Origin of the sequence: Herbidospora sp. NBRC 101105, assembly GCF_030269205.1 — a bacterium.
GTDB classification, from domain to species: domain Bacteria; phylum Actinomycetota; class Actinomycetes; order Streptosporangiales; family Streptosporangiaceae; genus Herbidospora; species Herbidospora solisilvae.
The window spans coordinates 53,601-76,460 of sequence record NZ_BSSX01000003.1 but is presented as its reverse complement, the minus strand read 5'-3'; the positions used below and the strand labels follow the sequence as shown (position 1 = coordinate 76,460).

General features: G+C 68.4%; 26 protein-coding genes. 15 read left to right on the top strand and 11 right to left on the bottom strand.

Going from position 1 to position 22,860, the window contains the following annotated elements:
• Position 1 precedes the first annotated feature (1 nt).
• From upp to QSK34_RS14130, 6 genes are all read left to right on the top strand, one after another.
• Positions 2–640 carry a uracil phosphoribosyltransferase gene (upp, locus tag QSK34_RS14155; RefSeq protein WP_285584148.1) on the top strand — a complete coding sequence of 213 codons (639 nt, stop codon included), beginning with the start codon at positions 2–4 and terminating at the stop codon, positions 638–640.
• Between the two features lie 95 nt (positions 641–735).
• Positions 736–930 carry a three-helix bundle dimerization domain-containing protein gene (locus tag QSK34_RS14150; protein WP_030452651.1) on the top strand — a complete coding sequence of 65 codons (195 nt, stop codon included), beginning with the start codon at positions 736–738 and terminating at the stop codon, positions 928–930.
• 73 nt (positions 931–1,003) lie between these two features.
• Positions 1,004–1,171: a hypothetical protein gene (locus QSK34_RS14145; RefSeq protein ID WP_157519910.1), complete on the top strand. Its 168-nt coding sequence runs from the start codon at positions 1,004–1,006 to the stop codon at positions 1,169–1,171.
• The gene (locus QSK34_RS14140; RefSeq protein ID WP_030452650.1) at positions 1,168–1,698 is read left to right on the top strand and encodes a PH domain-containing protein; all 531 of its coding nucleotides are present in this window, start codon (positions 1,168–1,170) and stop codon (positions 1,696–1,698) included. The genes QSK34_RS14145 and QSK34_RS14140 overlap by 4 nt, the downstream gene beginning before the upstream one ends.
• Positions 1,699–1,843: 145 nt before the next feature.
• Positions 1,844–3,172: a helix-turn-helix domain-containing protein gene (locus QSK34_RS14135; protein ID WP_030452649.1), complete on the top strand. Its 1,329-nt coding sequence runs from the start codon at positions 1,844–1,846 to the stop codon at positions 3,170–3,172.
• 161 nt (positions 3,173–3,333) lie between these two features.
• Complete coding sequence (locus QSK34_RS14130) at positions 3,334–4,020, top strand: FadR/GntR family transcriptional regulator (protein ID WP_030452648.1); 687 nt, start codon at positions 3,334–3,336, stop codon at positions 4,018–4,020.
• Here QSK34_RS14130 and dnaN read toward each other — a convergent pair.
• The 3 genes from dnaN to QSK34_RS14115 form a co-directional block, all read right to left on the bottom strand.
• Positions 4,017–5,108, bottom strand: coding sequence for a DNA polymerase III subunit beta (gene dnaN / locus QSK34_RS14125; protein WP_161480705.1), 1,092 nt, complete (start codon positions 5,106–5,108; stop codon positions 4,017–4,019). The genes QSK34_RS14130 and dnaN overlap by 4 nt on opposite strands.
• A gap of 131 nt (positions 5,109–5,239) precedes the next feature.
• Positions 5,240–5,887: a response regulator gene (locus QSK34_RS14120; RefSeq protein WP_161480704.1), complete on the bottom strand. Its 648-nt coding sequence runs from the start codon at positions 5,885–5,887 to the stop codon at positions 5,240–5,242.
• 6 nt (positions 5,888–5,893) lie between these two features.
• Positions 5,894–7,378 (bottom strand): sensor histidine kinase, encoded by a 1,485-nt coding sequence (locus QSK34_RS14115; protein ID WP_285584138.1) that lies wholly within the window; start codon positions 7,376–7,378, stop codon positions 5,894–5,896.
• 133 nt (positions 7,379–7,511) lie between these two features.
• On the opposite strand from QSK34_RS14115, the gene QSK34_RS14110 reads away from it, so the two are divergent.
• Genes QSK34_RS14110 through QSK34_RS14085 form a run of 6 tightly spaced genes read left to right on the top strand, consistent with a single transcriptional unit; the run spans position 7,512 to position 11,425 of the window.
• Positions 7,512–8,366 carry an ABC transporter ATP-binding protein gene (locus tag QSK34_RS14110; RefSeq protein ID WP_285584136.1) on the top strand — a complete coding sequence of 285 codons (855 nt, stop codon included), beginning with the start codon at positions 7,512–7,514 and terminating at the stop codon, positions 8,364–8,366.
• Between the two features lie 32 nt (positions 8,367–8,398).
• A complete protein-coding gene (locus QSK34_RS14105) occupies positions 8,399–9,157 on the top strand; it encodes an ABC transporter permease (protein WP_285584134.1) in 759 nt (252 codons plus the stop codon).
• A 58-nt stretch (positions 9,158–9,215) separates the two neighbouring features.
• Positions 9,216–9,986 (top strand): helix-turn-helix domain-containing protein, encoded by a 771-nt coding sequence (locus QSK34_RS14100; protein ID WP_285585296.1) that lies wholly within the window; start codon positions 9,216–9,218, stop codon positions 9,984–9,986.
• 27 nt (positions 9,987–10,013) lie between these two features.
• Entirely contained in the window at positions 10,014–10,448 is a 435-nt protein-coding gene (locus QSK34_RS14095; RefSeq protein WP_285584132.1) for an SRPBCC family protein, read from the top strand.
• A gap of 9 nt (positions 10,449–10,457) precedes the next feature.
• A complete protein-coding gene (locus QSK34_RS14090) occupies positions 10,458–11,186 on the top strand; it encodes a metallophosphoesterase (RefSeq protein ID WP_285584130.1) in 729 nt (242 codons plus the stop codon).
• A gap of 26 nt (positions 11,187–11,212) precedes the next feature.
• A complete protein-coding gene (locus QSK34_RS14085) occupies positions 11,213–11,425 on the top strand; it encodes a trypsin-like serine protease (protein ID WP_285584128.1) in 213 nt (70 codons plus the stop codon).
• 16 nt (positions 11,426–11,441) lie between these two features.
• On the opposite strand, the gene QSK34_RS14080 is transcribed toward QSK34_RS14085, so the two are convergent.
• The gene (locus QSK34_RS14080; protein ID WP_285584126.1) at positions 11,442–15,278 is read right to left on the bottom strand and encodes a replicative DNA helicase; all 3,837 of its coding nucleotides are present in this window, start codon (positions 15,276–15,278) and stop codon (positions 11,442–11,444) included.
• A 261-nt stretch (positions 15,279–15,539) separates the two neighbouring features.
• On the opposite strand from QSK34_RS14080, the gene QSK34_RS14075 reads away from it, so the two are divergent.
• Complete coding sequence (locus QSK34_RS14075; RefSeq protein WP_285584124.1) at positions 15,540–16,850, top strand: MATE family efflux transporter; 1,311 nt, start codon at positions 15,540–15,542, stop codon at positions 16,848–16,850.
• 181 nt (positions 16,851–17,031) lie between these two features.
• Here the strand turns inward: QSK34_RS14075 and rplI are convergent, their stop codons facing one another.
• The 4 genes from rplI to rpsF all read right to left on the bottom strand — a co-directional run bounded on the left by rplI (position 17,032) and on the right by rpsF (position 18,707).
• Complete coding sequence (rplI, locus tag QSK34_RS14070; RefSeq protein ID WP_161480697.1) at positions 17,032–17,478, bottom strand: 50S ribosomal protein L9; 447 nt, start codon at positions 17,476–17,478, stop codon at positions 17,032–17,034.
• Between the two features lie 18 nt (positions 17,479–17,496).
• Complete coding sequence (gene rpsR, locus QSK34_RS14065) at positions 17,497–17,733, bottom strand: 30S ribosomal protein S18 (RefSeq protein ID WP_030452635.1); 237 nt, start codon at positions 17,731–17,733, stop codon at positions 17,497–17,499.
• 63 nt (positions 17,734–17,796) lie between these two features.
• Positions 17,797–18,348, bottom strand: coding sequence for a single-stranded DNA-binding protein (locus QSK34_RS14060; protein WP_285584121.1), 552 nt, complete (start codon positions 18,346–18,348; stop codon positions 17,797–17,799).
• Positions 18,349–18,416: 68 nt separating this feature from the next.
• Positions 18,417–18,707: a 30S ribosomal protein S6 gene (gene rpsF, locus QSK34_RS14055; RefSeq protein ID WP_030452633.1), complete on the bottom strand. Its 291-nt coding sequence runs from the start codon at positions 18,705–18,707 to the stop codon at positions 18,417–18,419.
• Between the two features lie 174 nt (positions 18,708–18,881).
• Between rpsF and QSK34_RS14050 the strand changes: the two genes are divergently transcribed.
• On the top strand, positions 18,882–19,178 hold the full coding sequence (locus tag QSK34_RS14050) for a hypothetical protein (RefSeq protein ID WP_285584118.1): 297 nt from the start codon (positions 18,882–18,884) through the stop codon (positions 19,176–19,178).
• Between the two features lie 50 nt (positions 19,179–19,228).
• Here QSK34_RS14050 and QSK34_RS14045 read toward each other — a convergent pair whose 3' ends face one another.
• Positions 19,229–19,477, bottom strand: a complete 249-nt coding sequence (locus tag QSK34_RS14045) for a hypothetical protein (protein WP_062340939.1) — start codon at positions 19,475–19,477, stop codon at positions 19,229–19,231.
• Positions 19,478–19,574: 97 nt separating this feature from the next.
• Between QSK34_RS14045 and QSK34_RS14040 the strand changes: the two genes are divergently transcribed.
• Positions 19,575–20,345: a deoxyribonuclease IV gene (locus tag QSK34_RS14040; protein ID WP_285584113.1), complete on the top strand. Its 771-nt coding sequence runs from the start codon at positions 19,575–19,577 to the stop codon at positions 20,343–20,345.
• Positions 20,346–20,382: 37 nt separating this feature from the next.
• Here the strand turns inward: QSK34_RS14040 and QSK34_RS14035 are convergent, their stop codons facing one another.
• Positions 20,383–21,594: a glycosyltransferase family 87 protein gene (locus tag QSK34_RS14035; RefSeq protein WP_285584111.1), complete on the bottom strand. Its 1,212-nt coding sequence runs from the start codon at positions 21,592–21,594 to the stop codon at positions 20,383–20,385.
• A 1-nt stretch (position 21,595) separates the two neighbouring features.
• Positions 21,596–22,852, bottom strand: coding sequence for a glycosyltransferase family 87 protein (locus QSK34_RS14030; protein ID WP_285584109.1), 1,257 nt, complete (start codon positions 22,850–22,852; stop codon positions 21,596–21,598).
• Between the last annotated feature and the right edge of the window lie 8 nt (positions 22,853–22,860).

Sequence of the window (22,860 nt, the reverse complement as noted above, 5' to 3'; positions counted from 1 at the left end):
CATGGAGACCCATGTCGTTGACCACCCGCTCGTTTCGCACAAGCTCACGACCCTTCGTGACGTGCGGACCGACTCGCCGACCTTCCGGCGGCTGGCCGACGAACTGGTGACCCTCCTCGCGTACGAGGCGACGCGGGACGTGCGCGTCACCGAGGTGACCGTGGAGACGCCCCTCACTCCCACCCAGGGCGTCCGGCTGTCTCGTCCCACACCTTTGGTAGTGCCGATCCTGCGGGCGGGCCTCGGCATGCTCGACGGGATGATGCGGCTGCTCCCCACGGCCGAGGTCGGCTTCCTCGGGATGATCCGCAACGAGAAGACCCTTGAGGCCTCCACCTACGCCACCCGGCTGCCCGACGACCTGTCGGGCCGGCAGTGCTTCGTGCTCGACCCGATGCTCGCGACCGGCGGCACCCTGGCCGCCGCGATCCAGTTCCTCTTCTCCCGCGGCGCCGTCGACGTGACCGCGCTCTGTCTCCTGGCGGCCCCTGAGGGCATCGCCCACCTCGACTCGGTCTTCAAGGACTCCGGCCACCCCATCAAGCTCGTCACCGCGGGTCTCGACGAGCGGCTCAACGACCAGGGCTACATCCTCCCCGGCCTCGGCGACGCCGGAGACCGGCTCTACGGTGTCGCCTGATTAGTTACACTTGGTGACTGCTCGGGTACGTACAGTAGTGACGACGTCTCTTTAGCGTCACTCGGTGTTACGTGGGGCGCGCACCAGGGAGAGCCATGAGTCAGTATGAGCAGGTCGAGGCCGTGCTCCGTGACGAGTTCGCCGGAATTCACCCGGCCTCTACTGTCACGCGCTGTATTCAGGCCGCCCACCATGGGGCCGTGGAAGTGACGGGTCACGCCTATCCCGGGCTGGTGGAGCGCATCGCGCGCCGGCACCTCCAGGTTCTCGCTACCGCGACGGAGTCATAGCGAGGCCGGTAGTTCCGGCTTTATGCGCTTTACCGAACCAGGTGCCTGGGTAATCTATGACTCAGTGGGAGTGGTGACCGCAGTGCAGGTCAAGAAGATTCTCAAGTGGGGAGCTGTTGCTCTGGTGGCTTTCTACCTGTTGTCGCGGCCGCATGACGCCGCCGACACCGTGACCGGCGCGGTCACCGGGGTCGTCAACGGCGCCAACTCAGTCGCCCAATTCTTCGCGCGACTGTCATGAGACTAGTCACCCACGGGGACTCCGCCCCGTCCTCCGTCAACCGCTACTTACTTCCCCACGAGCACCAGGTCATCATGGTTCGCCGCCATCCGGCCGTGTTGCTCCGACCGGTCGCCGAGATCTTCGGCGGCCTGATCATCGCCGGGCTCGCCAGCCAGTGGCTCGGCCCCGCAAGCGGCGGCCAGGCCCTCGTCATCATCTGGTGGGCCTGGCTCCTGCTGCTGATCCGATTCGTGTGGAAGGTGGCGGAGTGGTCGGTCGACTACTTCGTCGTCACCTCCCAGCGCATGATGCTGGCCACCGGGCTGATCACCCGCAAGGTGGCGATGATGCCCCTCGGCAAGGTCACCGACATGAGCTTCCAGCGCGACCTCATGGGCAGGATTCTGGGCTACGGGGAATTCGTCATGGAATCGGCCGGTCAAGACCAGGCGTTGCGGACTGTCCCTTACATTCCGTACCCCGAGACCCTTTACCTCGAGGTCTGCCAGATGATCTTCCCGAACAAGGACGACTCGGACGACTAACGTCCGAAATGCCGCTTTCCAGGGAGGATTCCCGAGGCGCGAACATAGTTCGCCCTCGGGATTCTTGACGGGAGGGTTACCCGATTCGACAGCTTCGTGCCATCATGGCGGGACCATTGACCAATCCCCTGCCCTGAGAGAACAGATGCCGAGTCAGGGAACCATAGGCGACCGCGTCCGAGCGCTGCGACTGAGCAGGCGCATGTCCCAGGCCCAGCTCGCTGGGCCCGATCTGTCCGACAGCTACGTCTCTCTCATCGAATCCGGGAAGCGAACGCCGACCCCCGTCGTCGCCCGCCTTCTCGCCGAGCGACTCGGCTGCACGACGGAGTTCCTCCTTCACGGAATAGAGCCGCGTCAGCGGATCGACACCGAGCTTGGCCTCCGGCACGCCGAACTCGAGCTGCACCACGGCGACCCGGCCATGGCGGCCGACCGATTCAGCGACATCGTCAAGGCGGCCGGCGAGGACAACGCCATGCTCGCCGCCCACGCCCGTCTCGGCCGTGCCCGCGCCCTTGAGGCGCAGGGCCGCATCGGCCGGGCCGTCGAAGCATACGAACGACTGCGGCGGGAGGCCGGCGCCCACCCCGAGCGCCTGGCCGCGCTGCCCCTCACTGTCGCCCTCTGCCGGTGTTACCACCGGGCCGGCGACCTCGCCCGCGCCCGCGACCTGGGTGCACACGCGCTGAGCCGCGTCGAGGCGCTCGGGGTGACCCAGGGCGAACTCGCCGTGGAGCTCGCCGCGGCGCTCGCCGAGACCGAGACCGGACTTCCGTTCGTCGACCGCGTCCTTGTGGCCAATGGGCTGCCGCAGGTCGAAGACCGAACGACCGAGATCCTCGCGCTCTGGCAGGCCAGCGTGACCGCCGCAGAAGGGGAGGACTCGGCGCTCGCGGTGCAGCTCGCGGAGGACGCGATCGCGGCCGGACGGCCGTCGCGCATGGCGGTCCGCATGGCCCGCATCGCGATGACCTGGGCGAAGATCACAGCCACCCACCCCGAAGACGCCGATCTGGACCGCGCCAACGCCCTCGCGGCGTCCGCCGGTTCGGTGCTGGGCGCGTTCCCGGCCGAACACCTCGACCACGCCCGCAGCCTGATCGTGATGTCCTCGGTACGGCTGCGCTCCGGCGACACCGAAGGCGCCGCCGAACTGGCCAACCGCGCGCTCGACCAGCTGGTCGGCATTCGGGGCACGATTCCGGCGACGGCCTACCTCGTGCTCGCGGAAGTCCATTTGGCACGGTCCCAAAGCGCGACCGCTGAGCTGCGCAAGGCGCAGGAGCTACTCTCCGCGACCGGGCCCGCGCCCGACCGCGAGGCGGCCCGCACCTGGCGTGAGCTGGGTGACCTGTGGGGCCAGGCCGGTTCCCGTGAAGATCAGTCGAAGGCGTATCGTAAGGCGCTCGAAGCGGTGGGCGTCCACGCGAACATGCCGGGGGTCGTCACGCCGGCGGTGCTCACGCGGTAGGCCCGGTGCGAGACGCGGGCGGCCGGCGTCCGGCCGCGTCTCGCGCTCACGAATCTGCCTCAAGACAAGCACCGGATTTGTGCCGGAAGCTCTGGAATAATTAGGGTCGACCAGTCATTGACTCATGGGATGACTGGTTTCCCCTTAGGAGGCGGACTGTTGTGAGTCTGCGTACGGCGCAGCGGGCGTCTCTCGTGGACCAGGTGATCGATCAGCTCAAGGAGCAGATCACTTCGGGGTCGTGGAAGCTGAACGCCAAGATCCCGACCGAGACCGTATTGGCCGAGCAGCTCGGCGTGGGGCGTAACACGGTTCGTGAAGCCGTGCGGGCGCTTACCCATGCGGGGCTGCTCGACTGCCGTCAGGGCGACGGCACCTACGTCAGGGCCGTCAGCGAGTTGTCCGGCGCGATGGCGCGGCGGCTCCGGGCGGCCGAACAGCTGGAGATCCTGGAAGTCAGGCGGGCGCTCGAGGTCGAGGCGGCCCGGCTGGCGGCGACCCGGCGGAGCGACAGCGACATCGTCAACATCCAGGCGGCGCTGACCCGGCGCGAGCAGGCCTGGGCGTCGGGCGACGTCGACGCGTTCGTCGAGGCCGACCTGGCCTTCCACGTCGCGGTCGTGCAGGCCACCCACAACCGGGTGCTGATCGACCTCTACGTCGACTTCTCGGCGGCGCTGCGCACGAGCATCGCGGCGGCCGGCGGCTCGCTGGAGCAGAACTACATCCCCCACGACGGCATTCTCCGGGCGATCGCCTCGGGCGACGCCACAGCGGCCGAGCACGCCGGCCACGCCTGCATGGAGCACATCCTGATCGCCCTCACCGAGACGGGCGAGCTCGACTAGTTGATCCGCAGCGACATCACGAGGTAGCGGAAGGCCGGGTCGTCACCCGCGTCGGAGATCAGCGCCGGGCGGGTGGGCGAGTCGAGGTGGATGACCGCCTGCTCGGTCTCGACCCCGGCCAGCCCTTCGAGCAGGAAGTGGGGCTGGAAGGCGATGAGGATGTCGTCGCCGTCGAGGTCGGCCCCCATCACCTCGGCGCCTCGGCCGATCTCGTCGCCCGCGGCCTGGATCAGCACCTGGCCCTGGGAGAACGACAGACGTACGGCCGAATGGGCCCCGGAGACCAGGGCCACCCGGCGGATCGCCTCAAGGAACGGCTGGACGTCGACCGTGGCCCTGATGCCCCAGTCGCCGCTCAGCCGTGAGCGGTAGTCGATGAACTGGTCGTCGAGAAGCCGGACCGTCGTCGACTTGCCCGCGCTTTCGAAGCCGGCGACGTTGCCGCCCAGGCACACGCTCACTTCACCGACACGCAGCGACTTGGCGACGTCGACCAGGACCTTGGCCGGGATCATCGCGCCGTGGGTGGTCGCCTCGCCTTCGGGATGCCACAGGAAGTCGCGGGCGGCGATGCGGTAGCGGTCGGTCGCCGCCATCGTCATGTTGACGCCGTCGGTGTCGACGCGGATCGCGGTCAGCATCGGCAGCGTGTTGTCACGGCTGGCGGCCACCGCGACCTGAGCCACCGCCGAGGCGAACAGGGCGCCCCCGACCGCGCCGACCTTCGGAGGCATCGGCGGCAGGGTCGGGAAGTCGTCGGCCGGCATGGTCAGCAGCCCGAACTCGGCGCTGCCGCAGGTCAGCACCGCTTCGTTGCCGCTGGTGGTGATGTCGACGACCTCGCCGGGCAGGCTGCGGACGATCTCGGCCAGCACCCGGCCGGGCAGCAGCACCTGCCCCGGCTCGGCGACCGCGGCGTCGACGTCGGCCCTGGCCGACACGTCGTAGTCGAAAGCGGAGATGCGCAGGTCGCCGGAGGCGTCGAGGAGCAGGCCCGTCAACACCGGCAGCGCCGGACGAGTCGGCAGGATGCGGGCGCACCAGCCCACGGCCTCAGCCAGCACATCGCGGTTGACCTGGACTTTCACCGTTGACCTCCGACCTCACCACTGGCAGTGACGACACGCTACCCATCACTACCGACAAAATCCGACGCCGTGTCATTCGGGCAGATTCCGAGCGCGAGATACGCCCGGCCTTCCGCCGTTCGCATCTCGCTTCATCGCCCATTGAGGTATGCCAGAACCGCCAATACCCGCCGATTGTCGTCATCACTCGGGGCCAGGTCGAGTTTGCCGAAGATGCTGGCCGTGTGTTTGCCCACGGCGCTCTCGCTCAGGAACAGGCGCTGGCCGATCGCGGCGTTCGACCGGCCTTCGGCCATCAGCTCCAGGACCTCGCGTTCGCGGGGGGTCAGGCGGGCGATCGGCTCGTTGCGGGCGTTGCTGACCATGAGCTTGGCGATCACGTCGGGGTCCATCGCGGTGCCGCCTCCGGCCACCCTGCGCACCGCGTCGATGAACTGCTCGGTGTTGAAGACGCGGTCTTTCAGCAGGTAGCCGATGCCGCCGGTGCCGTCGGCGAGCAGTTCGCGGGCGTAGAGCTGCTGGACGTGCTGCGAGAGCACCAGCACCGGCAGGCCGGGGACCTGTTTGCGGGCGGCCAGAGCGGCCTGAAGACCTTCGTCGGTGAAGGTGGGCGGGAGCCGTACATCGACGACGGCGACGTCGGGACGGTGGCCGACCAGGGCCTTCAGCAGTTCGGGGCCCGATTCCACGGCGGCGACCACGTCGAACTCATGGGCGCGGAGCAGGTGGACGAGGCCCTCGCGCAGCAGGTGGAGGTCTTCGGCGAGTACGACCCTCATGATCGGTCAGCATACGCCCGGGTTCTTACCCGCCGTCGGGTTCAGCCGGATACCGGTGGCCAGCATCGTGGCGCCGAGCGCGATCATGAACGCGACCGTGGGCCACTGGAACGGCGGCGGCATGTGCAGGGCCAGGAACCACGACCGCTCCTCCGGCTGGAAGATCAGCATGAACGTCGACACCAGACCCTGCGGGAACAGCGGCAACCAGCACAGGCTCCAGCAGAGCGCGTAGAGCAGGCCCCGCCAGCCCTTCGGCAGCGCGTTCACCGGTTCGACGTCCGCGTCGCCGGGCAGCGCGTCGAGCACCTCGATGGTCGCCGTGGTGCCGCCGCCGGGCGGGCTCGACACGGCCAGCACCCCGTCGAACGCCGCCAGCCGCCGCTCGATGCCGGCCAGTCCCCCTCCCGGTACGGCCTTCGCCCCGCCCGGCCCGTCGTCGGACACGGTCACCCGCAGCACCCGGCCACGCCGGCTGATGTCGATGGTCACCTTGGACGCGTACCGCGACGCGTTGGCCAGCAACTCGCTGACGGCGAAGTACACCGCCGACTCGACCGGCGACTCCGGCCGTTCAAGGAGGTCGGCGTGGACCTTCACCTTCAGCGGGCTGTCGAGCGCGAGCGCCCGGATCGCGTCGCCGAGACCCCGTTCCGCAAGTACGGGCGGATGGATGCCCCTGACGAGCTGCCGGAGCTCCTGAAGGGCGGTCGCCGACGACTCCCTGGCCTTCACCAGCAACGCCTTCGCGGCGGCCGGATCATGGTCGAGCAGTTGTTCGGCCGCGCCGATCGTCATGCCGACGGCCACCATGCGGGCCTGGGCGCCGTCGTGGAGGTCGCGTTCGATCCTGCGGAGCTCGGCGGCCTGGAGGTCGAGCTGATCGGCCCTGACCTGGTTGAGTCTGTTGACCTGCCCGACGAGCTGGGTGTTGGCCGTGGGGCCGAGCAGGGCCAGGGCGTACAGCGCGTAGTTCTTCAGTGCCGCGGGCGCGAGGAAGAAGGCGGCCACGGAGAGGGCCAGGCCCCAGTACAGGCCCTCCGCGAAGGTCAGCCAGATGCCCAGGCCGATGAGGAACGTCGGGCCGAAGGCCAACACCGACCGGGTCCACGGGTCGAGGATGATCCACACCAGCTCGCGCCAGGTCGCCGGATCGGTGATCACCCAGGCCAGCATCCGGTCGATGTGCGGCGAGGCCGCCGTACGGTAGCGCTTGCCCTTGTGGTGGTAGTAGCCGTCGCGGGCCCGCACCAGCGCGGGCGGCCGGGGGCGGTAGGGGGTGGGGATGTCCACCCCCACCCAGCGGCGGATCAGGTTCCGGTCGATGCCGGCCATGAAGCGGATCAGCCGTACCGACGGCTCCAGCAGGAACACCATGCCGGCCACCGTCGACACCAGCACACCCAGGATCGCCACCAGCGCGACCGGGATCTGGACGGCCACCAGCGCGGAGATGGCGAGCCCGTAACCGAGCGACCTGACCTGCTTCATGCGTCCCAGTGTGACCGCGGGCGGCTTCCGAGGGGAGTGCACGAAGCCGCCTGAGGGGGGTGGGGTTTCCTCCACCCCGGCTGGGTCACCAGATGCATTACCTCGGAGCTCGCGGATTTCTAGCGTTCTCGGCATGGCAATCATCACGGTTCAGAACCTGCGCAAGCAGTACGGCGACAAGATCGCCGTCAAGGACGTCTCGTTCTCCGTGGAAGAGGGCGAGATCTACGGGATCGTCGGCCGCAACGGCGCCGGCAAGACCACGACCGTCGAATGCGTGGCGGGCCTGCGCAAGCCCGACGGCGGCACCATCCACGTCGCGGCCGACCTCAAGCAGCAGGTCGGGGTGCAGCTCCAGGAGAGCGCCATGCCCGACAAGCTCCGCGTCGGCGAGGCCCTCGACCTGTACGCCTCCTTCTACGCCAACCCCGCCTCGGTGAGCGAACTGCTCGACGAGGTCGGGCTGGACCCCAAGGTCGGCTTCGCCAAGTTGTCGGGCGGCCAGCGGCAGCGCCTGTCGATCGCGCTCGCCCTCGTGGGCAACCCCAGGATCGCGATCCTGGACGAGCTCACCACCGGCCTCGACCCGCAGGCCCGGCGCGAGACCTGGGACCTGATCAGCCGGATCCGGGAGCGCGGGGTGACCGTGCTGCTGGTCAGCCACTTCATGGAAGAGATCGAGCGGCTCTGCGACCGGGTCGCGGTCATCGCCGCGGGCACCGTCCTCGCCGTCGACACCCCGGCGGGCCTGATCTCGCGGACGGGCGGCGTGCAGCGCATCACCTTCCGGTCAACGATGCCGGTGGAGAGCCTCAAGTCGCTGCCCGAGGTGCACTCGGTGACCGTCGAGGGCGGCCAGGTGACCGTGACCGGGGACCAGAACGTGCTCCGCGCGGTCGTCACGGCCCTGCCCGAATCGGCGATCAGCAACCTCAAGACCGAGACCAGCTCGATGGACGACGCCTTCCTCGCCCTCACCGGCGAATGACCACCCCCACGACCCAAGGAGCTCTGCCCGACATGGCCATCACCACCCCCCAGGTCCGCCGCCTGACCTCGGTCGAGACCAAGCTCTACCTGCGCGAGCCCGCCGTGATCTTCTTCGCCGTCGGCCTCCCCATCGCCCTGACGCTGATCCTCGGCGGCACGATCCCCGACTTCCAGAAGCCCGACCCCGAACTCGGCGGGCTACGGCCGATCGACACCCACCTCCCCGGAGTGATGATCATCCTGTCGGTCCTGACCTGCGCGTTCTCGCTGCTCCCGACCGTGCTGGTCACCTACCGGGAGCGCGGCATCCTGAAGCGGATGTCGACCACGCCGGTCAACCCCGGCACCGTCCTCGGCGTGCAACTGGTGCTCAACGTCGTCATGACGGTGCTGACCACCGTGCTCATCCTCGTCCTGGCCCATCTCGTGTACGACGTCCCGTTCCCCCAGGCCCCCCTCGCCTTCACCGGCACCCTCCTGCTGGGCATGGTGTCGACGTTCGCCATCGGGCTGCTGCTGGCCGCGCTCGCGCCCACCTCACGGCTCGTCCAGGGCCTCGGCATGGCGGTCTTCTTCCCCTCGCTCTTCTTCGCCGGCATGTGGGTGCCCCAGGCTCTGATGCCCGGCGTGTTGCGGACCATCTCCGAGTTCACGCCGTCCGGGGCCTTCGGCGCCGCGATGATCGACCTGCTGGCCACGGGCGGCACGGAGTGGCGGCACCTCGTCGTGATGGCCGCGTGGGGCGTGGTCGGCGCGGTCACGGCCGTCCGGTTCTTCCGCTGGTCGTGATTACCCGCCGGGTAATCGCCCACATGACCTGCCAGTGCCTAAGTTCGGAGACGTGACGATGACCTCAGTCGGCCCCCTGCTCCGCGGATGGCGGGAGAACCGCCGGCTCAGCCAGCTCGACCTGTCCGTCGCCGCCGACATCTCCACCCGGCACATCAGCTTCCTGGAGACCGGCCGGGCCCGTCCCAGCCGCGAAATGATCCTGCGCATCGCCGACTGCCTCGACCTGCCGCTCCGGGAACGCAACCGGCTGCTGCTGTCGGCCGGTTTCGCCCCGGTCTACGGCGAGACCTCCCTCTCCAACCCCCGGATGGCCGCCATACAGGCGGCCATCCGGCAGGTCCTCACCGGCCACGAGCCCTACCCGGCGGTCGTCGTCGACCAGCGCTGGAACCTCGTCGACGCCAACGCCGGCCTCGCCCTCCTCGCCGACGGCATCGACCCCGACCTGACCGCCAACGTGCTCCGCGCCTCCCTCCACCCGGAGGGCCTGGCCCCGCGCATCGTCAACCACGGCGAATGGCGGGCCCACCTGCTCTCCCGCCTGCGCCGCCAGATCGCCTTCACCGCCGACCCCGAGCTCACCTCCCTGTACGAGGAGCTCCGCGACTACCCCTGCGACCAGCCCGAACCGGAGATCGAGTTCCCGGGGCCGGGCGACATCTTCGTCCCGATGCGGCTCCGCCACGAGGCGGGCGAACTGCGCTTCTTCAGCATCATGGCGACCTTCGGCACGCCCCTTGACGTGACCGTGGCCGAGTTGGCCATCGAATCGTTCTTTCCCGCCGACGATCACACCCGCCGGGTGATGACACAATTCGCGAGATAAGATCACGTTCTACCCCGGAGGCCCAGCGTGCCGGACCAGGTGTTGCGGAACACGTTCCACATCGGCGTCGAACCGAAGGTGGTCCTCGACCACCTGACGACCCCGGAGAACTACATCGGGCTCTCCCCGATCGTGGTCGCCGTCAAGGACGTGGACAGGTCGACTCCCGGCGTCGTCCGATACACCGCCACCGAGCGGTTCAGGTTCCTCGGGTTCATCAAGTGGGACAACCCCATCGCGGTCGAGCTCTTCACCGATGACAGCGCCGTGTGGGGAGACGTGAAGAGCCCGGGCGGGGTGCGGATGGCGTACCGATTCGACCTCAGCGCCGAAGGAACCGGCACCCGCGTGGACGACGTCCTCAACCTGACGGCGCCCCCTCTGATCATCAGGTACGCCGCCTCCGAGGCCCGCAAGGTACAACTGGCCCGGGCGCGTATCCTCGTCGAACGGCTCGCCTAGGAGGTTCAGATGATCGTCGTGGCCCACGTCAGCGACCCCCACATCGACGGAGGCCCCCGCGCCACCGAACGCGCCGAACGGGTCATGCGCCACATCGACGGCCTCGCCGTCGACGCCGTGATCGTGACCGGCGACGTGGCCGACAACGGCGCGCCCGCCGAATACGAGATCGCCCGCAAGACCCTGACGACCAGGCACCCGACGCTCATCTGCCCCGGCAACCACGACTCCCGTGAACCGTTCCGCGAGGTGCTGCTCGGCTCCTCCGGCTCCGACCCGGTCAACCAGGTGCTGCGGGTGGGATCGGTCAGCATCGTCCTGGTCGACTCGAGCATCCCCGGCCGCGCCGAGGGCCGGTTGGAGCCCTCGACCCTGGCCTGGCTCGACGAGACCCTCTCGACCGCGCCCGGCCAGGCGTTCGTCGGGATGCACCACCAGGCGTCGCCGCTGCACATCCCTTACGTGGACGGGATCGGGCTGCGGAACCCGGGCGAACTGGCCGAGGTGCTGGAGCGCCACTCCAACGTGGTGGCGGTGCTGTCGGGCCACGCCCACACGGCGGCCGCCACGACGTTCGCCGGGCTGCCGCTGCTGGTGGGGCCGGGGGTGGTCAGCACGGGGCTGACGCCTTACGAGAGCGAATCGGGGCCGCCCGTCTCGACGGAGCAGCCGCCGGGGTTCGCGCTGCACGTGTACGACGGGGAGCACCTGGTCACCCACTATCGGGTGGTTCTCTGAGCAGGCCGAGACGACGGGCCTTTCGAATGGCGGTCAGCCGGTCGTTCGCGGATAGTAATCTGACCCGCCACACGGCCTGCACCGATCGCGGCGACTCCGGCGGCCCCGTCTACACCGCCGACGGCCATGCTCAGGGCATCGTCAGCTCCAGCGGGGTCAGTTGCTCCGAGCCGGGCGACAAGTACGGCTGGTACGTCGAGATCAATCACATCCAGGGGATGACCGGAGCAAGGTCCTGACCCCTGTGACGACGGGTCAGTGGCTGGCCATGTCGACGAAGCGCGAGTAGTGGCCCTGGAAGGCGACGGTGACCGTCGCGGTGGGGCCGTTTCGGTGCTTGGCCACGATCAGGTCGGCCTCACCGGCGCGGGGGGACTCGCGCTCGTAGGCGTCTTCGCGGTGGAGCAGGATGACCATGTCGGCATCCTGCTCGATCGAGTTGTGCAGGTTGATGCCGTTGGCGACGAAGTTGTGCGTGCCGAGCACAGTCGCATCGTAGACGGGCTGTTCCCCGAGCGGCTCAATGCTCGCGATCTCATCCCAGAAGACGTCGTTGGTCGCGAGGATCTCCAGATCGGCGTCGTCGAGGACGGTCGCGATGCGGCCGAGCCGTTCACGGCTCGGCGCCGCCCGCCACATAGCGCTTCCGTTGGAGGAACTCCCCGTGGCGAACGCGAACTCACGGTGAGTGATCCGCCGCTCGGCGAGAATGTCGCGAACCCGGTCCCACACCCCCACGGGAACCGTGTCGAGGTTGGTGTTGCCGATCTTGGGCCGCAACTCGGTCATGCACCGATGGACCTGAGCCTGGCGTTCACCATGAACGCCGATGTCCTCGAGGAACCGGAGCTGGTTCTCCGCGCCGTAGATCACAAGCTGGTAGCCGGGCCGGTGTCCCTGCTTCTGGTGGCTCTTGATCCTGGTCATCACGTTGAACCGCAGCAACAACCGAGCCACGTCGTCGATCAGCCTGCGGCTGGTGGAGGCGTAGTAGATCCGCGCCTGCCCGGCCTTCCGGTCCCACCAGACACATCCGTCGGTGGCCCACAGGTGTCTGAGGAACAGGGCGAGCTGCTCCTTCGGCGCGGCGAACAACGGATCAGGGACGAAATTCTCATGGCTGCGCAGACCGAACAGATTGAGCTGGTCGAGCCATGCCGCGATGGGATTCCGCCTGCCATGGGTCAGGTGGAAGGGCGCCGGAAGACGGAGGCTCGTGCACCGAGCCGCCTCATGCTCGTCGCGAACGGCGGTGATGCCGAAACGGCGGGCCGCCGCCTCGGTCACCGCAGCCAGGTTGGCCTCGTCTTTGGACGCGTAGCGGATCGGCTGCCCCTTGACGAACGAACCATCACCGATCATGTGGGCGAGCAGGACCACTTCGTCCGTGTCGAGCGCCTTGAGTTCCAGCGGGGGCGGCACATGCCGGAGCACCGAGACTCTCGTTCCGGGAGACAGCGTCTCCAGGGCGTGCCAGCCGTCGTAGGTGAGGAAGGGATGATTGGCGGTTGCCTCGATCTCCCGGCCCGAGGTCATCCGAACGCGGAACACCGGCTTGACGCCGCTGCTGAAGACATGGGTCATGGTGCGCGGCACGAGCTTGAGCCGGTCGTCGAGCGACCATACGGGGATGTCCTGGGCCCCCGACTCGATCAGCTCTCCGAGACTGATCTCTTGGCCGTTGTCGGCACGCAGGATCCGGCTCGCCGCGGTGAGACAGCCCGACTCGCGAAGGTCGCTGACCTGAGGCCGCTTGTCGGTTCGCTGCTCGGGACCACGGTTGAGCTGGGAGATCGCGATGACCGGGACCTCCAGCTCCTTCGCCAGCAGCTTCAGCGCACGTGACAGCTCCGACACTTCCTGCTGGCGGCTCTCGGTCTTCTTCGGGGAGCTCATCAGCTGGAGGTAGTCGACGATCACGAACTTGAGGTCGTTGCGCTGCTTGAGCCGCCGGCACTTGGCCCGGATCTCCATCATCGACATGTTGGGGGAGTCGTCGATGAACAGGGGCGCCTGCGCGACCTCGCCCATGCGGCGGGCCATGCGGGTCCAGTCGTCGTCGTTCATCATGCCGGAGCGCATGGCGTGGAGGGCGACCCTGGCCTCGGCCGAGAGCAGACGCATGGTGATCTCGTTGCGCGACATTTCCAGGGAGAAGATCGCCGTGGTCATGTTGTGCTTGATCGCCGCAGATCGGGCGAAGTCGAGGCCCAGGGTCGAGTTGTGGGTGGGGATCCAGGTGCGACCGGCGAGGTAGAGATGGTCGTCGTTGTCGACCTCCACACACCTCACGGGCACACTGGTCACCGGCCGGACATCGGTGATGTATCGCAACCGCGTCGACGGGTGGTCGCGAAGGGTCTGACGGACGGCCTTGCGGTCGAGCCGGAACACGCGGTCGGCGGGCGTGAAGGTGATGATGTAGCTGGTCGACGACTCCACGCTGCGGCCCGGCACCGGCTTCTCGGTCCAGGTCGCCTTGTAGCCGAGGCTGAGCACCAGTTCCCAGGCGCCTTCGGCCAGCCGGCGGTTGGTCAGCGCGAGCTGGACGGTTCCGGTCTTGTTGACATAACCGTCGGTGTCGAGCAGCCCGGCCAGCAACGCCCGGCGTTGGTCCTCGGACGCCCGCAGGTAGACGGCCGGGATGTGCTTGTCGTTGAGCACGCCGATGCTGCGCAGCACCGCCTGCAGGGTGCCGTGATGGTCACGGCACGCCTGGCACTGGCGCAACCCGGTCGACGGCTTGCCGCAGTCGGGACAGGTCGGCTCGGGAACGGGAGCCGACAGGAACCGGACCCGCCCCCCACAGGATTGGCCGCAGGTGCGCACCTGCGACGTGCGGGGCACGAACGAATCACCGCACACCACGCAGTTCCGGGCCTCGACGGGCTCGGCCTCGGGGAACTGGATGCGGTAGCGCAACGAATCTCCGGCCCGGACCACACGCAGGCCCTCGGCCTCGATGTGCCGGGCGATCTCGGGGTCGGCGCTGGTGTACTGGGCCGAGGCGCTGCTGCCGTCGCCCAGCCAGACCCCCAGCGTGTAGGGCGGCACCGGCAGCTCAACCTCGGGAAGAACCGCTCCCGAGGCGACCGGCACCGCGTGGTTGAGCCGCCGGTCGGCCGCCGGGTGGCGGAGGGTCTCGACGATCTGCTCGGTCGTCACCACAGACCCCGGCAGGCCGTTGCGCCGGTCGCGGCGGGTTCTGGTCAGCCACTGGTGGTGCGCATCGGCGACGATGACCGTGCCGTCGCTGAACTCGACCTCGTAGCACGGCCGGTCCACGAGGATCTCGGTCGCGGCCACCACCGTGGTCGGCTTGCCGTCGGCGCCGATCAACTGGTCTCCCACGGCGACCTCGCCCATGGTGGTCCAGCCGGTCGGAGTGGGGAGGGGGGTGTCGAGGGCCAGGGCCTTGCCGATGGCCGGACGGGCGGCGACGACGATCATCTGGCCCGGGTGGAGGCCGTTGGTCAGGGCGTCGAGGTCCTGGAAGCCCGTGGGGACGCCGACCATCTGGCCGCCCCGGCTGCCGATGGCCTCGATCTCGTCGAGGGCGCCCGGCATGATCTCGGAGAGCGGCAGATAGTCTTCGGACGTGCGGCGCTCGGTGACCTTGTAGATCTCGGCCTGGGCGCGGTCGACCAGGTCGTCGACCTCTTCGTTCTGGCCGCCGTAGCCGTAGGAGACGATGCGGGTGCCAGCCTCGATCAGGCGGCGGAGCACCGCCTGTTCGCGCACGATCTTCGCGTAGTAGCCCGCGTTGGCGGCGGTGGGGACGACGGCGGTCAGGGTGTGAAGGTAGGCGCCGCCGCCCACGCGGCCGACCTCGCCGCGTCGCTGCAGGTCGTTGAAGACCGTGACGGCGTCGGCGGGTTCGCCGCGGCCGTAGAGGTCGGTGATGATCTCGTAGATGATCTGGTGGGCCGGGCGGTAGAAGTCGTCGGCACGGAGGACTTCGACGACGTCGGCGATGGCGTCCTTGGAGAGGATCATGCCGCCGAGGACGGACTGCTCGGCCTCGATGTTGTGCGGCGGGGTGCGTTCGAAGGACGGTTCGGAAGGCCCTCCGGAGAAGTCGACGACGCTCACTTGGCCCTCCCCCTCGCTCGCACCCACCCCCAGTTGTAGATGACGCCTCCGACAGTTTCCCGCCACCTCACGCCATCAGCAACGCAGGCCTGTGGATAACTCTGTGGACAACCTGTGGACGAAGGCCTCCAGGGTGTGGGCAGCTTGGGGATTAGCCTGTGTATAACCTTTCCACACGCTTGTGGATAACCCTGTGAGCTGCGGAGATGTTATCCACCCCCTGTGGATAGAAGTTTTTTTGGCCCCGGCAGAATGACTTCCATGTCCCCCGACGATCGCGAGATCCTCCGGCTCGCCGTCCCCGCGTTCGCGGCGCTCGTCGCCGAACCCCTCTTCCTGCTCGCCGACTACGCCATCGTCGGGCGGCTCGGCACCGGGGCGCTCGGCGCGCTCAGTGTCGCGGGCACGATTCTGGCGACGATCGTCAACCTGTGCGTGTTCCTCGCCTATGGAACCACCGCCGCCGTCGCCCGGCGGATCGGGGCGGGAGCGCGGCGGGAGGCCGTCCAGGGCGGGATGGACGGCCTGTGGCTGGCGGCGGCACTCGGGCTGGCCGTCGTCGTGGTCTGCTGGCCGCTGGCGCCCTGGCTGGTCGGCCTCGTGGGGGCCGAACCGGGAATCGTCGGCGACGCGGTGACCTACCTGCGCGTCAGCCTGCTCGGCGCTCCGGGGATGCTGCTGGTCCTCGCCGGTACGGGGGTGCTGCGCGGACTCCAGGACACCCTGACTCCCCTGGTCGTCTCCGTCGGGGGATTCGCGCTCAACGCGGCGCTGAACGCCTGGTTCGTCCTGGGGCTCGACTGGGGGCTGGCCGGTTCGGCCTCCGGCACCGCCGCCGCGCAGACGCTCATGGCGGTGACCTACCTGGTCATGGTGGTGCGGGGCGCCCGCAGGGAGGGCGCGTCGCTCCGGCCCGACCTCTGCGGCATCAAGGCCTCGGGCCTGGCCGGGATCGCCATCCTCATCCGCACGTTGTGCCTGCGCGTCGTGCTCGTCGTGGCAACCGTGATGGCGGCGCGCATGGGCACCGCCCAGGTGGCCGCCCACGGGATCATGTTCCAGATCTGGACCCTGCTCGCCTACGCCCTGGACGCCATCGCGATCGCCGGGCAGGCCATCATCGGCCGTCAGCTCGGCGCGGGCGCGCTGACGGCGGCCCGGCGGGCGACCTGGCGGATGACGTTGTGGGGCATCGGCTCGGGCGCGGTCCTCGGCCTGGCGCTGCTGGCCGCCGGGCCGCTCGTGCCCGCCCTGTTCGACGCCGACCCCTCCGTCACCGCCGCGCTCGCCTCGATCATCTGGATCGCGGCCGTCCTGCAGCCGCCGGCGGGGGTGGTGTTCGTCCTGGACGGGGTGCTGATCGGCGCCGGTGATCAGCGATACCTGGCCTGGGCGGCGGTGGCGACCACGATCGCCTTCCTGCCCTTCGCGCTGACGGCGGGCAGCCTGGCCGGGTTGTGGCTGGCCATCGGCGTCTGGATGGCGGCCCGGTTGATCACGCTGGGCACCCGGGCATACGGCTCCAAGTGGCTGGTGACAGGGCCAAGTCTGCCAAGATCACGCGCCCGCTGACCCCCGTCGGCGGGCCCGAAGACCGTCGCCCAGGCGCTGAGGGTCCTCCCCGCCTGCGCACCCCGGTCAGGCCCTCCACCCGACCGCCAGCATGAGACCACCACTCCGGCGCTGCTCGGCCGGGCGGAGACACGACGAAGCCCCCTCCGGCCTGGGCCGGAGGGGGCTTCGTGCGGCCGGACTAGCCAGCCAGGACCTCGATGTCGACCGCGGCGGCGACCTCGGGGTGCAGCTTGACGCTGACCCGGTGGGTGCCGGTGGTCTTGATCGCGTTGTCGATGACGATGCGACGGCGGTCGAGGGTCGGGCCGCCGGCCGCCTTGACGGCGTCGGCGATGTCGCCCGTGGTGATCGAGCCGAAGAGGCGGCCCGAAGCGCCGGCCTTGGTCTTCAGCTTGACCTTCAGGGCGCCGAGCTGGCCGGCGACCTCCTTGGCGGTGCCCAGGTCGCGGATCTCGCGGGCGTCGCGCGCCTTCTTGATCGAGGCGATCTGGGTCTCGGCGCCGCGCGTCCACAGGATCGCGTACTGGCGCGGGATGAGGTAGTTGCGGCCGTAGCCGTTCTTGACCTCGACGATGTCGCCAGGGGCGCCGAGGCCGGAGACCTCAGTGGTCAGAATGAGCTTCATTTTCCCAAGGCTCCTTTCTTAGCGCGCGGTGGAGGTGTAGGGCAGCAGCGCCATCTCGCGAGCGTTCTTGATCGCGGTGGCGACGTCGCGCTGGTGCTGGGTGCAGTTGCCCGTCACCCGGCGGGCGCGGATCTTGCCGCGGTCGGAGATGAACTTCCGCAGCAGGCCCGTGTCCTTGTAGTCGACGTAGGAAATCTTGTCGTGGCAGAACAGGCAAACCTTCTTCTTGGGCTTGCGCAGTGCCGGCTTGGCCATCGTGGTGCTCCTTTCAGAGCCCCGCGCGAGGCGGGAATGGTCGCTCGGTGTTTGTATATGGATTTAGAAAGGCGGTTCGTCGCTGAAGTCGCCGCCGAAGCCGCCGCCCTGCGGGCCGCCGCCGTAGCCGCCGCCACCGCTGTTGCCGCCGCCCTGGAAACCGCCGCCTCCCGACGGGGCCGGGGACGCGGTCGCCCACGGGTCGTTGGCGGGGCCGCCGAAGCCGCCGCCGCCTCCGCCACCCTGGCGGGCGGTCTTGTTGACCTTGGCGGTGGCGTTGCGCAGCGAGGGGCCGACCTCGTCGACCTCGACCTCGTAGACGGTGCGCTTCTCGCCTTCCTTGGTTTCGTACGACCGCTGGCGCAGCCGGCCCTGCACGATCACCCGCATGCCGCGCTGGAGGCTCTCGGCGACGTTCTCCGCCGCCTGACGCCAGACGTTGCAGGTGAGGAACAGGCCCTCGCCGTCTTTCCACTCGTTGGTCTGCTTGTCGAGGAACCGCGGAGTGGACGCGATGCGGAACCGGGCCACCGCCTGCCCCGTGGGCGTGAAGCGGAGCTCGGGGTCGTCGACAAGGTTGCCGACGATGGTGATTGTGGTGTCGCCTGCTGCCATCGGTCGTAGCCTTTCGTATCCCGCCGACGTATTAGTCGCCCAGCGTAAAGCCAGGCTCCGACAAAACGTCAGTGAAGTTCGGGACGCAGCACCTTCGTACGAAGAATGCCCTCGTTCAGGTTGAGCTGACGGTCCAGCTCCTTGACCGTGGCCGGCTCGGCAGAGAGGTCGACGACGGCGTAGATGCCCTCGGACTTCTTGTCGATGTCGTAGGACAGCCGGCGACGGCCCCAGACTTCGACCTTCTCCACGGTGCCACCGTCGTTGCGGACGACGGCGAGGAACTGGTCGAGTGAGGGCTGCACGGTGCGCTCATCGAGGGACGGGTCGAGGATGACCATCATCTCGTATCGACGCATGCGGAATCCAACCTCCTCTGGACTCTGCGGCCACGACGCCTTGCCGTGACAGGAGGACGCGCGTCCTTAGCAGACGCAGCCTGTCAAGGCTACCAGGGCCGCGGTTGTGTCCGGTCCGGTCCGGGAATCAACGGTGGAAGGCAGGAGAAGGGGGTGGCGCTTATGCCACACATCTTGGATCCCATCGCGAGCCAGCCGCGAAAACTCACGCTCAACACCGACGGCCGACCCCATCGGCTGCAGAACACCCTGTGTCTTGCGGTGTTCACGATCGGCGTCCTCGCCTTCATCTTCGGGTTCATCGTGGTCCTCCACGTGCCCGCGTCGTGGCTGGGCGCGGTCGGCTTCTTTACTGGGCTGTTCTCCCAGTTCATCTCGGTGACCACGCCCCAGCGGGTGTTCAACATCATGGGCATCGTGGGGTCGTTCGTCGGCGCCGGGCTGGGCATCGCCCACGGCGGATTCGTCTAGACGTCCAAAGAAAAAAGGCCGCAGCACGTCTGCGGCCTTTTTCATGAACGTCATTTACCGATATGCAGGTCGACGCCGAGCAGGACCAGGAACCACAGGAAGATCGAAAGAAGTGCCTCGGCGATGTCACGAAGAATGCCGGGCGTGAGGTAGTCGTAGACCCACGCCACGTAAATGCCGACCAGGATGTAGATCAGCAGGATGAAACTCCCGACCCGGTAGCGCATGTCGTCTCCTTTTGTCGTGACGCGCGAGACGCAGGGCGCGTCAACCGCCATCGCGACTGCCCGGACGATCACCTTCGAAACGCAATCGGAAAGCGCCTGTTTCTGGGCAGATTCCAGGCGCGAGCCGCGATCGGCCTCCGGCCGATCGCGGCTCGCTTAGGCTCGTCTCATGGTGCGAATCGGAGCTCATGTCGACCAGGACGACCCGCTGGCCCACGCCGCCGCCCGTGAGGCCGAGGTGGTGCAGTTCTTCCTCGGTGATCCGCAGGGGTTCAAGGGCCCGGTCATGCCGGCGAGCGCCGACGCGATCCGCGAGTCCGACGTGCAGGTCTTCGTCCACGCGCCCTATCTGGTCAACGTCGCCACGACGAACAACCGCATCCGCATCCCCAGCCGCAAGCTGCTGGAGGGCCAGCTCAAGGCCGCCGCCGAGCTCGGCGCGACCGGGCTGATCGTGCACGGCGGCCACCTGAACAAGGGGGAGGACCCGCAGAAGGGGTTCGACAACTGGGCCAAGGTGTTTGAGCGGATGGACTGCCCGATCCCCGTCCTGATCGAGAACACGGCCGGGGGCGACAACGCCATGACCCGCCACCTCGACACGATCGCCCGTCTGTGGGACGCGGTGACCGCGAAGGCCCGCGAGCCCGAGAAGATCGGGTTCTGCCTCGACACCTGCCACGCCCACGCCGCCGGTGAGAACCTGGAGGGCATCGTCGACCGGGTCATGGCGATCACCGGCCGCATCGACCTGGTGCACTGCAACGACTCGCGTGACGCGTTCGACTCGGGCGCCGACCGCCACGCCAACCTGGGCCACGGGCAGATCGATCCGGAGCTCATCCTGGAGATCTGCCGTCAGGCGGGCGCCCCGATCGTGGTGGAGACGCCGGGCGAGGGCCAGGCCGACGACATCGCCTTCCTCAGGAAGAACCTTTAATCCACAGCCTGTGGATAAAGTCTGCGGATTCCCGGGCTCAAGAAGTGGGTACGGTGTGCAGTTCCCGCTCCCCCGCGTCGTCTTCGGCCGGGGGGCGCCGTGTGCTCGTCCACAATCTCCTGAACGACAACACCGCGGCCATAAGCAGCAGCAGGTTGCGGGCGCTCAACACGAGGGTGCCGGGCAGTTCGCCCTTCCACGAGTAGTGTTCCTCGACCCACGGATAGGCGATCCCCGTCAGCAGCGTGGCCGCCAGCAGTAACCACGCGACCGGCTTCTGGCTCGACTTCGGCACCGAGAACACCACGGCGGCCAGGCCGATGAGCCAGATCATGTACTGGGGTGAGAGCACCCGGCTGGTCACCACGAGCAGCAGCACGGTCGTCAGCGCCGCGTCGTAGAACGTGGCCTCGGTCGGATGGGCCCGCAACCACCACACCACCAGCAGCACGGCCGCGACCGGGGTGGCCAGCACGGCGATCCTGATGGCGGTGTCGACGCCGGTGCCGGCGAGCTCCATCGCGCCGTGCTGGTAGGTGGAGAAGCCGTCCCACAGGCCCAGGGCGCGCAGCAGCACGAACGGCGTCGCCGCCATCGACTCCACCTGGAGGCCGCGTTCCTGCTGGGCGGTCAGGAAGTCGAGCGCGTTGGGCATGACCAGCGCGGTCGCGCCGCAGGCGATCACGGTGGCGGCTGCCGCGGAGGCGCTCCCGGTGAGCAGCTCACGCCAGCGGCGCAGCCCGGCCAGCAGCGCGATCGGCCACACCTTGATCGAGAACCCGATGCCGATCAGCGCGCCCCGGACCGCCGGGTCGGTGGACGCCGTCAGCGCCGCCACCGCGAAGATCGCCACCATCAGGTCGTAGCGGGCGATCAGCAGCGGCCCCAGCAGGACCGGCCCGACCACCCACGCCCAGACCGCTCCTTCACCGCCGCCGGTACGCCGGCAGAACCGCCAGATCAGCAGCAGGATCCCCAGGTCGCACAGGATCGCGATGAGGAAGAACGACACCAGGTAGTCGAAGAACGGCAGCAGGTGCGGCGCCAGCATCGGGATGGCCGCGAACGGCGGATACTGCCACTTCTCGTCGTTGTCCGGGAACTGCCCGGTGAGCAGGACGTCGGACCAGTCGGAGTAGAGCCGGATGTCGTTCTCGAACGACATCGGGAAGCCCACCGGAATGATCTGCATCGCGGCCAGGAAGAGCAGGACACGGGTCAGCAGCCACACCGGGGCGGCGTATCGCATCTCAGCTCGCTTCGGTCGTGGTGGCCCGGCGGAAGAGCACGAACCGGTCAGGCGCCCTGTCGAACACCCCGCCCGCCTGGTCGTCGATCCCGGCGACCCTGACCACGTCGCGGTCGGGCATCAGGATGTCGAGCACGACCAGCACCATCAGCGCGATGACCGCCAGCGCCCGCGCCCAGACGGCCAGGAAGTAGGGCCCGTCGCCGATGCCCTGCGCGGAGTGGTTGGGGTCCATGCCGACGAAGTAGAGCCAGATGGCGAAGAAGTACCAGACCTCGGTGACCTGCCACACCGCGAGCGAGGGCCACTTCGGCCGGGCGAGCACCGCGAAGGGCATCAGCCACAACACGTACTGGGGCGACCAGACCTTGTTCGTCACCATGAACGCGGCCAGCGCCAGGAAGCAGATCTGCATCAGCCGGGGCCGGGTGGGGGCCGCGAGGGTGAGGATCGCGATGCCGAGCAGGAGCACGCCCACCGCGATCATCGCCATCAGGTTCAGGTGCTCGCCGTCGGCCAGCACGCCCCATTGGTACTTCTGGAAGAAGAACCACAGGCCGCCCCAGTCGACGCCGCGCTCGCTGCTGAAGGTGTAGAAGCGCTTCCAGCCGTCGAAGCTGGCCAGCATGATCGGCCCGTTGGCCAGCAGCCACACGCCGACCGCCGCGCCCAGCATCTTCAGGAACGGCGCCCACTTGGCGGTGCGCACGGTCAGCAGGAACAGCGCCCCGAGGAACATCAGCGGGTAGAACTTGGTCGCCACCGCCAGGGCCAGCAGCGCCCCGGCGAGGTAGTGGCGGTCGCGGGCCCAGGCGAGCAGCCCGCCGAGCGCGAGCGCTCCGGCGGCCAGGTCCCAGTTGATGTACGCCGACAGGATGACCGCCGGCGCCAGGGCGTACCAGAGGGCGTCCCACTTGCGGGTGGGCCCGGCCAGCGCGGCCATGCACAGGACGCCGACCACCAGGCAGGCGCCCATGATGATCACGGTGAGGTCGTAGAAGCGGACCGCGTCGCCGAACGACAGGCGGCGCACCAGCTCCATGATCCCGCCGATTCCGACGGGATATTCGACGTCTCCCTGAATGTAAGGGATCTTTCCTTCATTCAGGCCGCGGGCGAACCAGAGCGGATAGATGTCGGTGTAGCAGAAGTTCGTGTACTGATCGATCCCGGAGTTCCACGCCCCGCCGAACCGGCAGGCGGACTTCCAGTAATAGGCCAGGATCGCGCCCAACGAGGCCAGCAGCCCCAGAGGCACATACGGAA

Excerpts from the sequence above, each read along its gene's own strand:
- upp (WP_285584148.1), top strand. The coding sequence starts at position 2 with ATGGAGACCCATGTCGTTGACCACCCGCTCGTTTCGCACAAGCTCACG.
- QSK34_RS14150 (WP_030452651.1), top strand. The coding sequence starts at position 736 with ATGAGTCAGTATGAGCAGGTCGAGGCCGTGCTCCGTGACGAGTTCGCC.
- QSK34_RS14140 (WP_030452650.1), top strand. The coding sequence starts at position 1,168 with ATGAGACTAGTCACCCACGGGGACTCCGCCCCGTCCTCCGTCAACCGC.
- QSK34_RS14135 (WP_030452649.1), top strand. The coding sequence starts at position 1,844 with ATGCCGAGTCAGGGAACCATAGGCGACCGCGTCCGAGCGCTGCGACTG.
- QSK34_RS14120 (WP_161480704.1), bottom strand. The coding sequence starts at position 5,887 with ATGAGGGTCGTACTCGCCGAAGACCTCCACCTGCTGCGCGAGGGCCTC.
- QSK34_RS14115 (WP_285584138.1), bottom strand. The coding sequence starts at position 7,378 with ATGAAGCAGGTCAGGTCGCTCGGTTACGGGCTCGCCATCTCCGCGCTG.
- QSK34_RS14110 (WP_285584136.1), top strand. The coding sequence starts at position 7,512 with ATGGCAATCATCACGGTTCAGAACCTGCGCAAGCAGTACGGCGACAAG.
- QSK34_RS14105 (WP_285584134.1), top strand. The coding sequence starts at position 8,399 with ATGGCCATCACCACCCCCCAGGTCCGCCGCCTGACCTCGGTCGAGACC.
- QSK34_RS14100 (WP_285585296.1), top strand. The coding sequence starts at position 9,216 with ATGACCTCAGTCGGCCCCCTGCTCCGCGGATGGCGGGAGAACCGCCGG.
- QSK34_RS14090 (WP_285584130.1), top strand. The coding sequence starts at position 10,458 with ATGATCGTCGTGGCCCACGTCAGCGACCCCCACATCGACGGAGGCCCC.
- QSK34_RS14085 (WP_285584128.1), top strand. The coding sequence starts at position 11,213 with ATGGCGGTCAGCCGGTCGTTCGCGGATAGTAATCTGACCCGCCACACG.
- QSK34_RS14075 (WP_285584124.1), top strand. The coding sequence starts at position 15,540 with ATGTCCCCCGACGATCGCGAGATCCTCCGGCTCGCCGTCCCCGCGTTC.
- rplI (WP_161480697.1), bottom strand. The coding sequence starts at position 17,478 with ATGAAGCTCATTCTGACCACTGAGGTCTCCGGCCTCGGCGCCCCTGGC.
- rpsR (WP_030452635.1), bottom strand. The coding sequence starts at position 17,733 with ATGGCCAAGCCGGCACTGCGCAAGCCCAAGAAGAAGGTTTGCCTGTTC.
- QSK34_RS14060 (WP_285584121.1), bottom strand. The coding sequence starts at position 18,348 with ATGGCAGCAGGCGACACCACAATCACCATCGTCGGCAACCTTGTCGAC.
- rpsF (WP_030452633.1), bottom strand. The coding sequence starts at position 18,707 with ATGCGTCGATACGAGATGATGGTCATCCTCGACCCGTCCCTCGATGAG.
- QSK34_RS14040 (WP_285584113.1), top strand. The coding sequence starts at position 19,575 with ATGGTGCGAATCGGAGCTCATGTCGACCAGGACGACCCGCTGGCCCAC.
- QSK34_RS14035 (WP_285584111.1), bottom strand. The coding sequence starts at position 21,594 with ATGCGATACGCCGCCCCGGTGTGGCTGCTGACCCGTGTCCTGCTCTTC.